Source organism: Myxococcus sp. CA056, from assembly GCF_013336715.1.
Taxonomy (GTDB): Bacteria; Myxococcota; Myxococcia; order Myxococcales; family Myxococcaceae; genus Myxococcus; species Myxococcus llanfairpwllgwyngyllgogerychwyrndrobwllllantysiliogogogochensis.
Genome location: NZ_JABUMT010000001.1, coordinates 571,794 through 584,873, shown reverse-complemented (window position 1 = coordinate 584,873; position 13,080 = coordinate 571,794). Strand labels below are relative to the sequence as shown.

The 13,080-nt window shown below is 68.7% G+C and carries 12 protein-coding genes; 7 read left to right on the top strand and 5 right to left on the bottom strand.

Annotated elements, in window-relative coordinates:
• Window position 1: 1 nt before the first annotated feature.
• The 5 genes from HUA76_RS02350 to HUA76_RS02330 all read left to right on the top strand — a co-directional run bounded on the left by HUA76_RS02350 (window position 2) and on the right by HUA76_RS02330 (window position 7,310).
• Window positions 2-427, top strand: coding sequence for a biopolymer transporter ExbD (locus tag HUA76_RS02350; protein WP_141643606.1), 426 nt, complete (start codon window positions 2-4; stop codon window positions 425-427).
• Window positions 428-437: 10 nt separating this feature from the next.
• Window positions 438-1,226 (top strand): energy transducer TonB, encoded by a 789-nt coding sequence (locus tag HUA76_RS02345; RefSeq protein ID WP_141643605.1) that lies wholly within the window; start codon window positions 438-440, stop codon window positions 1,224-1,226.
• Window positions 1,227-1,390: 164 nt separating this feature from the next.
• Entirely contained in the window at window positions 1,391-4,117 is a 2,727-nt protein-coding gene (locus HUA76_RS02340; RefSeq protein ID WP_174459875.1) for a TonB-dependent receptor, read from the top strand.
• Window positions 4,117-5,040: a hypothetical protein gene (locus tag HUA76_RS02335; RefSeq protein WP_174459874.1), complete on the top strand. Its 924-nt coding sequence runs from the start codon at window positions 4,117-4,119 to the stop codon at window positions 5,038-5,040. The genes HUA76_RS02340 and HUA76_RS02335 overlap by 1 nt, the downstream gene beginning before the upstream one ends.
• 95 nt (window positions 5,041-5,135) lie before the next feature.
• On the top strand, window positions 5,136-7,310 hold the full coding sequence (locus tag HUA76_RS02330; RefSeq protein WP_174459873.1) for a caspase family protein: 2,175 nt from the start codon (window positions 5,136-5,138) through the stop codon (window positions 7,308-7,310).
• 10 nt (window positions 7,311-7,320) lie between these two features.
• Here HUA76_RS02330 and HUA76_RS02325 read toward each other — a convergent pair whose 3' ends face one another.
• Window positions 7,321-8,100: an alpha/beta fold hydrolase gene (locus tag HUA76_RS02325; protein WP_174460437.1), complete on the bottom strand. Its 780-nt coding sequence runs from the start codon at window positions 8,098-8,100 to the stop codon at window positions 7,321-7,323.
• Window positions 8,101-8,195: 95 nt separating this feature from the next.
• On the opposite strand from HUA76_RS02325, the gene HUA76_RS02320 reads away from it, so the two are divergent.
• On the top strand, window positions 8,196-8,714 hold the full coding sequence (locus HUA76_RS02320; protein ID WP_174459872.1) for a nuclear transport factor 2 family protein: 519 nt from the start codon (window positions 8,196-8,198) through the stop codon (window positions 8,712-8,714).
• 64 nt (window positions 8,715-8,778) lie between these two features.
• On the opposite strand, the gene HUA76_RS02315 is transcribed toward HUA76_RS02320, so the two are convergent.
• Entirely contained in the window at window positions 8,779-9,615 is an 837-nt protein-coding gene (locus HUA76_RS02315; RefSeq protein ID WP_174459871.1) for a ceramidase, read from the bottom strand.
• A gap of 32 nt (window positions 9,616-9,647) precedes the next feature.
• The gene (locus HUA76_RS02310; RefSeq protein WP_174459870.1) at window positions 9,648-11,018 is read right to left on the bottom strand and encodes a hypothetical protein; all 1,371 of its coding nucleotides are present in this window, start codon (window positions 11,016-11,018) and stop codon (window positions 9,648-9,650) included.
• 196 nt (window positions 11,019-11,214) lie between these two features.
• On the opposite strand from HUA76_RS02310, the gene HUA76_RS02305 reads away from it, so the two are divergent.
• Window positions 11,215-11,598 (top strand): hypothetical protein, encoded by a 384-nt coding sequence (locus tag HUA76_RS02305; protein ID WP_174459869.1) that lies wholly within the window; start codon window positions 11,215-11,217, stop codon window positions 11,596-11,598.
• Window positions 11,599-11,661: 63 nt separating this feature from the next.
• On the opposite strand, the gene ureG is transcribed toward HUA76_RS02305, so the two are convergent.
• Window positions 11,662-12,399, bottom strand: coding sequence for an urease accessory protein UreG (gene ureG / locus HUA76_RS02300; RefSeq protein WP_141641000.1), 738 nt, complete (start codon window positions 12,397-12,399; stop codon window positions 11,662-11,664).
• 12 nt (window positions 12,400-12,411) lie between these two features.
• Window positions 12,412-13,074, bottom strand: a complete 663-nt coding sequence (locus tag HUA76_RS02295) for an urease accessory protein UreF (protein ID WP_174459868.1) — start codon at window positions 13,072-13,074, stop codon at window positions 12,412-12,414.
• Window positions 13,075-13,080 lie beyond the last annotated feature (6 nt).

Sequence of the window (13,080 nt, the reverse complement as noted above, 5' to 3'; positions counted from 1 at the left end):
CATGGCCGGCGGCTCGCAGCAGGACGACGAGGAAATCACTGGCATCAACGTCACCCCGCTCGTGGACATCGTGTTGGTGCTGCTCATCATCTTCATGGTGACGGCCAACTTCATCGTCCGCGAGACGGTGGAAGTGGACCTGCCCCGCGCGGCCAACGGCGGCGAGACGGTGCAGGGGCTCGTCAACGTGGTGCTCGACAAGGAGGGCAAGCTCTACTTCGACGGCGCTCCGGTGAGCGAAGCCGAGCTGTCCACCAAGGTGTCCGAGGCCGTCGCCAAGGACAAGGACACTCGCGCCATCATCAGCGCCGACCAGAGCATCGCGTACGGCCAGGTGATGCGGCTCATCGACACCGTGAAGGGTCACGGCATCGCCAAGTTCGCGCTCAACATCGAGAAGGACGTCGCGCCCGCGCCGCGGGGCTGACGCGAAGGCCATGAGTACGAGCGTGCTCGAAAGTGGTGTCCTGCCCCGACGAGGCGGCAGCGGATTGTTCATGGGCTTCGTCACCGGCTCGTTCCTGCTGCACGGGCTGGGGCTGGTGGTGTTGCACACCCGCCCGCCGGAGCGTCCCGCGCCGCAGCGTCCCGTGGAGTTGGTCATGGTGGAGGTGACGAAGCCGCCTCCGCCCCCGCCGCCCGTGGTGGAGGAGCCGAAGCCGGAGCCTCCGCCGCCGCCCAAGGTCCGCGTGAAGCCCCCACCCATCAAGGTGGCCGAGGCGCCCAGGCCGCTGCCTCCACCTCCCGTGGATGCGCCGCCTCCGCCCAACGAAACCCCGCCGCCGAGCGCGAAGCCCGCGCCCCTGGTGGTCGGCATCTCCATGTCCTCCACCACGAGCGCGGGAGGTTTCGCGGCGCCGGTGGGCAATACCCTCTATGGTCGCAACGCCGAGAAGGCCAAGGCGCCGCAAGAGGTGAAGGCGTACAGCGCGCCCAAGTACACGCCCATCTACCAGGTGGACCGTGAGCCGCAGCTCGCCAGCGAGGTGAAGATTCCCTACCCGGATGAGGCACGCCGCGCGGGAATCGAGGGCACGGTGACGCTGTCCATCACCATCGACACCGAAGGCCGCGTGGTGAATGCGCGCGTGCTGAATGGGCCCGGGCACGGTCTGGAAGAAGCCGCGCGCACCGCCATCCTCCGCTTCCGCTTCCGTCCCGCCTTCAAGGGAGGCGAAGCAGTGTCCACGGAGATGAAGTACGCCTATACGTTCCTGCTCGATTGAACATCCGCTCCCGCCGGGAGAGGGTCGGAGCGGGGGAGTGCACCGGTGGGCCCCATCCACATCCACGGCCCGTCCATGCCCGCCGGCTCCTCCTGCACGCCTTCACTCCGCCCCTCTGCCGTCGGGAGCCCGACTCTCTTCACGCCCCTGTCCCTGAAAGCCCCATGTCCTCGAACGTGAAAGCCCGCGTCGCGCTCGCCGCCGCCTCCCTCTGGGTGGCGACTCCGGCGCTCGCCCAGGCGCCTCAACCTGGAGCCCCCGCCGCCGAGTCACCTCCGGCCGCGCAGCCCACCATCACCAAGCCCCCGGAGCTGGTGCAGCAGGTCCAAGCCCAGTACCCCGCGGAGGCGCTCGCGCAGGGCCTCACCGCCTCCGTGCGCCTCATCATCACCATCGCCGAGGATGGCGCGGTGACGGACGTGCAGTCCGCGGAGCTCGCGGGGCACGGCTTCGACGAGGCGGCAATCGCCGCCGTGCGCCAGTTCCGCTTCTCGCCCGCCGAGGTCGACGGCGTGCCCGCGCCGGTGCAGGTGGAGTACGTCTACCACTTCACCCTCAACGCGCCCCCGCCGGCGGAGGGCCAGGTCGCCGCCGAGCCCGAGGCGCCCAAGGCGACGCTCACCGGTCAGCTCATCTCCCGAGGCAGCCGCTCGCGCGTGGCCGGCGCCACCGTGCGCTGCGGTGACGACGCGGACGCCGCCGAGGCCGTGTCCGACGCGGACGGCCGCTTCACCCTGGAGGTCCCCCCGGGCGAGTGCGCCGTGCGCGTCATCGCCTCCGGCCATCAGCTCTACCAGACGAAGGAGACGCTGAAGGCGAACGAGACGACGGAGGTGAACTTCTATCTGGCTCCGGCCGGCAGCGCCTTCGAGACAGTGGTGCGCTCCGAGCGGCCGAAGAAGGAAGTGGTCCGCCGCACGGTGACGCGCGAGGAGGCGCAGAAGACGCCAGGGACGTTTGGTGACCCCATCCGCGTCCTCCAGACGCTGCCGGGCGTGGCGCGCGCGCCCTTCATCTCGGGTGACTTGCTGGTGCGCGGCTCCAACCCGGGCCAGACGGCGACGCTGATGGACGGCGTGCGCATCCCCAACCTCTTCCACCTGCTCGGTGGACCGTCGGTGGTCAACGCCGAGTTCATCGACTCGCTCGACTTCTTCCCCGGCGGCTACGGCAGCCAGTACGGCCGCGCGGTGGGCGGCGTGGTGGACGTGGCCACGCGCAAGGGCGCCGCGGACACGGTGCATGGCTCCGTGAAGGTGGACCTGCTCGACGCGGGCTTCTTCATCGAGGCGCCCATCACCGAGGGCATCAGCGTGGCGGCCTCCGCGCGGCGCTCATACATCGACACGCTGCTGCCCGCCGTGCTGCCGGACGACGAGGGCAGCACGCTCTCCATCGTCCCCGTGTACTGGGACTACCAGCTCCGCGTGGACTTCGGCGCGCCGCGCGGCTCCACGCCGGAGCCGGGGGCCGCGCGCAGCACCGGCTACATCATGGCCTTCGGCAGCGACGACAAGCTGCGCCTGGTGTCCGGTGGCGAGGAGGAGAACCGCGACATCTCCCTGGACACGCACACCGTCTTCCACCGTGTGAAGGGCGACTGGACGTACCGCAAGGGTCCACTCACCACCGTCTTCACGCCGTACGTGGGCCTGGACTTCTTCGACATCAGCTTCGGCCAGTACATCGAAAACGACTCCATCTACTCGCTGGGCGCGCGCGAGGTGGTGTCGCTGGAGCTGTCCGACACGCTCACCCTGCGCACCGGTCTGGATGTCTACTTCGAGCACGTGAGGGTGGACGTGCAGGCCCCGTCTCCGGAAGGCACCGAGTACGTGCCGTTCCCGGGCAATGACCCCGTCGCGGAGCTCATCCACGAGAAGCTCACCATCAACGGCTTCGACGGCGCGCTCTTCGCCGAGGCGGACTTCAAGTGGGGCCCGCTCACCGTGACGCCGGGCGTGCGCGGCAACCTCCAGAAGGTGGGTGGCACGCGCAACCTGCTCCTGGACCCTCGGCTGTGGGTCCGCTACGCGGCCACCGAGCGGACTTCGCTCAAGGGCTCGCTCGGCCTCTACAGCCAGCCGGCGGACACCTTCCAGTTCATCTTCTCCCCCTACGGCAATCCGCTGCTGGGCTACCAGCGCGCGTTCCAGTCGAGCCTCGGCGTGGAGCAGAAGCTGGGGGACGTGTGGAACGTGGACGTCACCGGCTTCTTCAACCGCCGCTTCGAGAACGTGGTGGCGCCGGGTGATGTTCGCGCCACCGACGAGGGGAGCTTCACGCAGGACCGCTTCGTCAACGCGGGCATCGGCAAGGCCTATGGCGTGGAGTTGATGGTGAAGAAGGACCGCGCCGCCGCGACGGACAAGTGGTACGGCTGGCTGTCGTATACGCTCAGCCACGCGGAGGACGGTCGCGCGGGCGCCAAGCCCCGGGTCGACGGTGCCTTCGGCGACGACGGCCCTCCGGGCATCAGCGAGGCCACCTACGGTCTGAGCATCTGGGACCAGACGCACATCCTCACGCTGGTGGCCAACTACGTGCTGGGCAATGGCTGGGAGCTGGGCGGACGCTTCCGCCTCACCACCGGTCGACCGACGACGCCGCTGGTGCATCCGCATGACGTCTACAACTCGGACTCGAACAGCTACGAGCCCACCTATGGCCGCTCGCTCTCGGCGCGGACCTCCACGTTCCATCAGCTCGACGTCCGGGTGGAGAAGGGCTGGCGCTTCGACAACTGGACGCTCGCGCTCTACCTCGACGTGCAGAACCTCTACAACGCGGAGAACGTCGAGTTCGTCTTCAATGACTACCGGTTTCGCGACGAGGTGGAGATACCGGGCATCCCCATCCTCCCCGTGCTGGGCGTGAAAGGAAGCTTCTGATGAATACCTGGATCAAGTATGGGGCGCTGTTGCTCACGCTCGGCGCCGTCGCCTGTGTCGACCCCGATGACCGGCCGTCCATCGTGCATGACCTGCGCGTGCTGGGCATCGCCGTGGAGCGCCCGGAGTTGATGGCTCCGACGTGCGAACTCACCGCGGAGGCGCTGGAGGTCCTCACCGAGGAGGTGTCCTACCGCGCGCTGGTGGTGGACCCCGCGGGCGAGGGGCGCGCCCTCTCCTACACCCTGTGGGCCTGCGCGGACCCGGAGGACTTCCTCTGCGAGAACACCGCTCTGCGCGTGCAACTGGCGCAGGGCACCACGACGGCGGGCGAACTGGTGGTGCCCATCCGGCCCGGTGCGAGCACGCTGCCGGACGGCACGCTGCTGCTGGACAAGGTGCGGCAGGCGGACCCCTACGAGGGCTTCGGTGGGCTGCGCATGCCGCTGGTGCTGAACCTCAGCGCGGGGAGCGAGGCCATCTACGCGCAGAAGCTGATGGTGTTCTCCTGCCCGCTCGTGCCCGGCATGGCGCCCAACCAGCAGCCGGAGCTGCAAGGGCTTCGCCTGGAGGGTCAGCCGTGGGCGGAGGAGGCGCTGCCCGAGTTGACGGGACAGGGGCCGTTCGTGATTACGGCCGAGGACGTGTCCGCCCTGGAGGAGGCCTATGTGGTGCCCGGGTTCCGGCAGGAGTCCGTGTCGCTCAAGGAGGCCTGGTCCATCAGCTGGCATGTGTCGCTGGGAGAAATCCCGGACGAGGAGACGGGCGGCGCCGACTTCAACGGCGAGCCTGGGCGGCACCGCGTGGAGTGGGAGCCTCCCGAGAAGGACGGCGTCGCTCAGGAGGTCACCTTCTGGGCCGTGGCGCGGGACGGGCGAGGAGGCAGCACCTGGCTCATCCGCAAGGCCCGCTGGTCGCCTTAGCGTCGTGAGGATGGCTCGCAAGGGGGCGGCCATCCGAGGTATGCCCCCGGTGCTCACGCGAGGCCGGGCCGGGGCTGGAGCGGGGTGGGAAGCGGATGATGAGACGGAGCACAGCGCGCGGGTGGGGACGCGTGGCCAGCGTGCTGGCCGCGTGGGTGCTGGTGGCGTGGGGCGTGGGCTCTCGGGCCGCTCCGCTCGAGGAGGCGCCTGACGCGGCGCTGCGCCGCTTCGCGCTCGTCGTCGGCTCCAGTGAAGGCGGGCCCGGGCGCGAGCGCTTGCGCTATGCGGGCTCCGACGCGCTGGCCATGTCGCGCGTCCTGGAAGAGCTGGGCGGCGTGGCCACCGCGGACCGGGTGCTGCTGTTGGAGGCGGACCGGGACGCGCTCCTGTCTGCGCTGGAGCGGCTCAAGACGCTGGTGGAGGGCGCGGCCGTGCCCGGCGTGCGGCGCGAGCTGGTGGTGTACTACTCGGGCCACTCGGACGCGGATGGCCTGTTGCCGCGCGGCGAGCGCGTCACCTACGGCGACCTGCGCAAGCTGATGGGCCTGGTGCCGGTGGACGTGCGCATCGCCATCCTCGACTCGTGCGGCTCCGGTGCGCTCACCCGCTTCAAAGGCGGACTGCGGCGTCCGTCATTCCTCACGGACATGTCCGCGCAGGTGCGAGGCCATGCGTATCTGGCTTCCAGCTCCGCGGATGAGGTGGCGCAGGAGTCGGATGCCATCGGCGCGTCCTTCTTCACGCACTTCCTCGTCACGGGCCTTCGCGGCGCGGCGGACACCACGGGAGATGGACGAGTCACGCTGCACGAGGCGTATCAGTTCGCCTTCCACGAGACGCTGGCGCGCACGGAGCGCTCGCAAGGTGGCCCGCAGCACGCGGCCTATGACATCCAGTTGGCGGGCAGTGGCGACCTGGTGATGACGGACCTGCGGGGCTCCAGCGCGCGCCTGCGGGTGGCGGAGGACGTGCAGGGCCGCCTCTTCGTTCGCGACTGGGGCAACCAGCTGGTGGCGGAGCTGCAGAAGCCCGCGGGGCGACGGCTCTCGCTGGGCCTGGAGGCCGGGCGCTACCACGTCACGCTGGAGCGCCCCACGCAGCGCTTCGAGGCGGAGCTGCTGGTGGGGACGAAGGGTGACGCGGAGCTGCGCGTCGGTGACTTCGTTCCGGTGACGCTGACGCGCACGGCGGCGCGCGGAGGCACCGTGTCGTCGGACGCGCCGCTCGCGCGCGAGGGGGCGCTGGAGGACATGCCCTCCGTGCCCATCAACCTGTCGCTGGTGCCGCCGCTGTCCACGAGTGCGTTGTGGGGCGGTGGTGGCCTCAACAACGTGGCGCTGGGCGGGCTGGCGGTTCGCTCGTTCCAGCTCCGAGGGGTGGGCGCGGCGGCTGGGTTGGGCTGGGTGGACGGGACGATGGAGGGCGTGCAACTGGCGGGCATCGCCAACGTCACGGGTGGCGAGGCGCTGGGGTTCCAACTGGCGGCGGGTGGCAACCTCGCCTTCGGTGGAGCGACGGGCGGGCAGTTGGCGGGCATCATCAACTACTCGGAGCGCTCGTTCTCCGGGTTCCAGCTCGCGGCGGTGGGAAACCGCTCGGACGCGGACATGCATGGGCTCCAGCTCGTGGGCGGCGTCAACATGGTGGAGAACCTCACGGGCGCGCAGATTGGTGTCTTCAACCTGGCCGGCAGTGTGACGGGCGCGCAGGTGGGCATCATCAACGTCGCGGGCAACGTGAGCGGAGTGCAGCTCGGGTTCATCAACATCGCCGATGATGTGTCGGTGCCCATTGGCCTGCTCAGCCTGGTGCGCAAGGGGCGCATCGCCTTCGAAATCTGGTCCGACGAAGTCACGCCGCTGTCCGTGGGCGTGAAGTACGGCAGCCGCACGGTGCATGTGCTCGCGAGCATCGGCATGAAGGACCTGGAGGGCGACTCCTGGCGCACCGTCACGTCGCTGGGCGTGGGCGTGCATCTGCCCTTTGGTGACTCGGACCGCTACTACGCGGACATCGACCTCTCCATCGGTGGCTGGCAGCCCAAGCTCTTCGGCGAAGGCACGGAGAACAACCTCTATCGCCTGCGCGGCAGCGTGGGCTGGGAGTTGAAGCGGCGCTTCGCCCTCTTCGGCGGTGTGTCGCTCAATGCCTACAAGCCGCCGGACGACAACCCGGACAAGGGGATGACGTGGATGCCGCAGTGGCAGACGGGGCGCGGGCCCACGGGCACGCGCATGTGGCCCGGCCTGTTCCTGGGTGTGCGCATCTGACGCGCGGGCGTCAGTCGCGCAGCAACCACTCCAGCAGCTCCTTCGCCGCGTCCACGTGGACGAAGTGGCCCGCGCCCGGGAGCGTCGCCACCGGGCAGCCCGCGGCCTCCAGGCGAGCGGCCTCCTCGTCGGAGACGTAGCGCGAGCGGCCTCCCCGGATGCAGCGCATGGGAGGACGGTCCTTGCGCTCCACAGCGGCCCACAGGTCCGTGCCATTCACGCGCGAGTGCAGCTCCGCGAGGGCCTGTCGGTCGAAGCGCCAGCGCACGCCGTCGCCGTCCGCCACCAGGTTCATCACCAGCCAGTCCGCGAGTCCGTCGGACAGTCCCTTGGCGGTGAGCGTCGCTCGCATCTCCTTGCGGTTCGGCGCGCGGGGTGGGGCCTGGAGGAGGATGCCCAGCACCATGCCGCTGTCGGACAAGTCGTAGGGTACGGGGCCGGGGGCGATGTCGAGCAGCGACACGCGGGAGACGGCCTCGGGGACGTGGAGGCTGGCGGCGAGGGAGACACGTCCGCCCAGCGAGTGGCCCACCCAGTCGAGCGCGCCGGTGAAGCCCTGGGCGCGGGCGGTGTCGAGCACGTCGCGGGCGAGGGTGTAGAGGTCGGCGCTCGGGGGTGGGACGGGAGAGGCGCCGTGGCCGGTGAGGTCCGGCATCAGGAAGCGGCGCCGAGGGTCCGCGGCGCTCCACGCCATCGCCAGGGAGCGCAGGTTGCGTCCCGTGCCAAGGAAACCGTGCAACAGCACCGTGGGCACATCCCCCTCACCGACCTGGAAGCTCTCGAGGACCACGCGACTCACGCCTTTCTGGCCGGCCCGGAGTATTGACCTGGGGGTGGGCCGTGCAGCTTCATACCGCGAACTTCTCTTCAACGAGGTCGCCTCGCGTGTCCACTGTCTCCCTGTTGTTGTTCGTGCTCGCCTCCGCTCCCGTGACGGGAACCGCCACGGACCCGAAGGCCGCCATCACCACCGTGCTGGATGACTGGCACAAGGCCGCCGCCCAGGCGGACGAAGCGCGCTACTTCGGGTACTTCACGCCGGACGCCGTCTACATGGGCACGGACGCCACGGAGCGGTGGACGCGCGACGAGTTCCGCGCCTGGTCAAAGCCGTACTTCTCCAAGGGCAAGGCGTGGAGTTTCAAGGCGGTCTCCCGCCACATCACCGTGTCGAAGGACGGCGCGGTCGCGTGGTTCGACGAGACGCTGGACACGCCGAACCTGGGACCCAGCCGGGGCAGTGGTGTGCTGGTGAAGGATGGCGGCACCTGGAAGATTGCCCAGTACAACCTGTCCATTCCGATTCCGAACGACCTCATGGATGAGGTGGTGAAGCGCATCCAGACGCAGGCGCCTGCGAAGCCCGCGCCGGCTCCCGCGCCTCCGGCTCCGAAGAAGAAGTAGCGGTGCGGGGTCGCGATGCGGTGCGCGTGCTACCGCGACCTCACTCAAGGCGCGCTCCTTTTCGTCAGGTGGGATTTGCTCCATCCCGTGACGAGGGCGGTGTCACCTGCTCACCGAGCCGCGAGGGCAACAGCACTCGCGGAATCACTCCGAGCACGGCCCGAAGCTGGGACTCCTTCCCCAGCGTCCTCAACCGCTCCCGCGCGATGACGAGCAGGAGCGCGTTGAATCCGAAGGCCACGAGCACGTGCCACCACGCGTGGAACTGGGGATTGGGGATGCCTCGCGCGGGCAGTGTCTCGTTGAGCGTGGGGCAGAACTGGATGTCGCTCACCCACAAGACAATCGCGAGCGCATAGGCCCCGATGCCGAGCTGGAACAGCCGCTTCGTGCCTGCGTCAGGACTGCGCCGCTGGAGGAAGTACGTCCGCCCGAGCGCGAAGAACTCCAGCGACGCGAAGCTCACCTGGAAGAGGAAGAACTGCACCGCGCCCCGGGTGAACGCCGTCAGGTACGTCACGAGCAGCGCGTGCCCGAACAGCGCCCACGGGAACCAACTCCCGAACCGTCGCTCCGGCCGGTCCTCCAACAGGATGTAGACGATGACGATGGCCAGATAGAGCATCGGCAATTCGTCCAGCATCTGGTGCTCGCGGCGCAGCGTCATGTGGAACGCCGTGCTGCCCACGCCCACCAACGCGAGCAACGCGAAGGCGAGGAGGAACCGCCGCTCCAACACGCGTTGGTGCAGCACGACGCCCAGCACGCCCGTGAGGACCAGGATGAGACTGGACGCCGAGTTGAACAGCTCTCCGATGTGGAACAGGTGCTGGTAGTTCGTCTCGCACCAGTCCACCGTCGAAGTGCTCGGGCCCCAGAAGCCCGTCGTGGTCGAAGACATGATGCCCGGGAGCGTAACACCCGAACTTCAAGTCAGCGCGGCGCGACGATGTAGCGACCCAACCGCGACACGCTGCCGCTCACGGTATGAGTCACCGTGTCCACCTGTGCGCCAGGGACCTCTTGCGCGAAGCTCGTGTCGGGCTTCCAGTAGAGCGTGAGGGAAGCCTCGGAAGCGCCAGCGGGCATGAGGCTCGGCTCGTAGCGCACGGTCAGTCGGACCGGCTTCTGGAGCGGCTGATCGCCCGGCATGAAGGAGTAGTTGTGCGCCCCAGCGAACGTCGACCATCCGGAGGGCACCACCATGCCCGAGCGCCAGCTTCCAGGCTCGACTTGAAGCTCCGAGGCCACGGCCCCTGATGGAAGCTCCCAGCGAACCCGCCCTCCGTACATGGAGACGATTCCCCCTGCCGGTGTGAAGCGCGCGGAGTCACCGCACTGATTTGGACGCAGCTCGCCCGCATCCGTCAGGCCGGTGAAGGTGTCCTCGCCCGCGAGCCCATCCAGGATGCGGTGGTACTGATAGATGGACGTGGCGAGCGGAACGCCCGGGTAGAGCACCTCCACGCCTTGTCCGCTCGACCACAGTGTGTCGATTCGTCGCACGCTCTCCGCGAGATGCGGATAGTCGAGCCCATGCTGCTGGCACAGGTTCCAGGCCGTGGGCGCGAGCAGCTCGTTCGTCGCATCACACAGGCTCCGCGCTTCTCCTCCGACGCGGTAGGAGATCGCGCGCACGAACCATTCGTGCGAGAGCTCATGGCGCAGGAAGAACACGACGTGCGCGTACTCGTGTGCCACCAGCACCTGGTTCTCGCGGGCCAGCGCGTTCTCCACCGTCAAAGGACGCGGGACGCTGGGGGGCTGCACTTGTGAAGCCTCCAGCTCCCAGAGGCAGACGTTCGACCCGGGCCCGGGGCCCTCCGGTGTGGTGTTCATGAACGCCGCGCCCGCGCGGTTCCCTGGACTCCCGCACACGCTGTCCGAGGCGAGGTGGATATCCACCGGCGTCATCTTCGGCACCACATCGACGCCCGTAAGCGACAGCAGGTCGTCCTTCACCGCGCGGAAGCCCTCGTAGCGGGCGAAGATGTACGGCTCCTCGATGGGGCAGGGGACCTGACAGACGATGCGGAACGTGTCTCCGGCGCGTTGGTAGGCAACGTAGGTCTGCCCGCCCAGCGTCACCGTCTGCGCGGGAATCGAGGGCACCTCGATGGGAGGGCCCGCATCGGTTCCGGCGTCGCCCCCCGCATCCATCCCACCATCGCTCCCTGCGTCTGTTCCCGCGTCGTCAGCGTCACCGGGGGACGGGTCCTCCTCGTCGCCACAGGCCGTGAGCAAGAGCAGCGTTCCGAGCAGGGCACATCGCGCGAGGTGAACGAGAGGCGAAGGAGAGGTCATGGGTGTGAGGTCCGGAACGAGGTGGCCTGCTGGGACCGATATGGCCCAGGTCGCGCGTCATGGGGACCCATCGTCCTTGGGGTTTCCGCATGAAATGGGTCGCCCATCGGGCCGAGTCACCACGCGCGGCGCTTTGTCCTGGCGGTGTTGATGGCGTGGGTGGGAGTATCCCTGGCGCATCATTCGAAGGGGCGCCATGTTTGATCATCCTCATCCGTGGGCCTGGGCCGGCTCGAGTTTGCTGGTCATCGCTGTTGGGGCGCTGGCCATCAGGAAGGTCCGGCAGCAGCGCCACCGGCGGAACTGGATCCTCACCCATGGCCGACGGGTGAAGGCCACGTTGCGCGAAGTCACATACGATTCCATGTTCGCGGGCGACGAGGCCACCATGCACCTGCGGCTCCTGATGCACGAAGGGGAGCCGGGCAAGGACTGGCTCGTGGAGCAGGTGCGTCTGGTGCACGGGCGTGAGCTCATCCTCCGGCTGGTGCCCGGCACGGTGTTGGATGTGGCCTATGACCCCGCGGACCGTGAGAATCGTCCGGTGATTCTCCAAGTGGATGGCGACACCCTGATGTGAGTCGCAGCGACAGCGCCTCCCAATCAATGACAGTGGGAGGCACCGTTGAAGACCGCGAGGCGGTCAGGATGCGCGGGCGCCGGTGCGCTGCTTCCACGCCGTGAGCAGGTGCTCGATGACTTCGTCCAGGCCCACGTCCTTCGTGACTTGGGTGAAGACGAACGGCCCGCTGCCGCGCATCTTCTTCGCGTCGCGCTCCATCACACCCAGGTCCGCGCCCACGTGCGGCGCCAGGTCCGTCTTGTTGATGATGAGCAGGTCCGACTGGGTGATTCCCGGCCCACCCTTGCGCGGCACCTTGTCCCCGCCCGCCACGTCAATGACATACACCGTGTAGTCCGCCAGCTCCCGGCTGTACTGCGCCGCCAGGTTGTCGCCACCGCTCTCCACAATCAGCAGCTCCGGCGTCAGCTCCTCCATCAACTGCTCCAGCGCCAGCAGGTTGTGGCTGATGTCCTCGCGAATCGCCGCGTGCGGACACCCTCCCGTCTCCACCGCCTTGATTCGCTCCGGAGACAGCGCGTGGTTGCGGACCAGGAACTCCGCGTCCTCCTTCGTGAAGATGTCATTCGTCACCACGCCCAGCCGGTAGCGCTCGCGCAGCCTGCGGCACAGCGCCAGCACCAGCGCTGTCTTCCCGCTCCCCACCGGCCCACCGATTCCGATGGTGAAGGCCCGCGACTGGTAGTCACGCTTCTTCGGCTCCTCCCGCTCCTCGAAGTGGCCCGGATGGTCCCACTCCTCATGCGTGTGGTCGTGCTCGTCGTCATGGCCATGGCCGCGGTGGTCATCGTCGTGCATGTGCGCTTCACCTCAGGACAGGAAGAGTCTCGAATAGAGCCGGTCGTGCGTGGAACCCAGCAAGTCCAACAGCGGTGAGGGCTGCGCCAGCTCCTCCAACCCCAGCCCCGCGCATCGCTCCAACACCGTGTCCAACAATGACGTCGCCTGATGCTGGAGCTGGTGCGACTCGTGCGTGCCGATGATGCCCAGCCGCACCGCCGCCGACAGCGTGCCTCTCAACGTCAGCGACAGATGCAGCCGCTGCGCCTCCGACAGCTGGACCTCCAACACGTTCAACACCGCACCGAACACCGGCGCATGGTGGAAGCCCAGCCCCGCCGCCCGCGCTGCCTCGCGCAGCGGCCCCACCGGCCCCGGGAAGATGCGCGCGCACGTGTCCAGGAATGCTCGCCCCTGTGTGCGGCTCGCCCGGTGCGCCACATGGCTGGTGAGGAACGCCTCCGTGCGCGCGTCCAGCTCCGGCAGTCGCGACGGCTCGCGATGCGCCGCGCTCAACAACGGCAGCGCCCCGTACCCCGCCTGCCACAGCAGCTCCCGCGCGAAGCGGCGCAGCTCCGGCGCCCCACGCACCTCGCCCGCCTGCACCGCCGCCTCCAGTCCCCCCGAGTGCGCGAAGCCCCCCGTGGGAAACCCCGAGTCCGCGAGCTGAAGCACCTTCCAGGAAGAGCCCATGGCGCG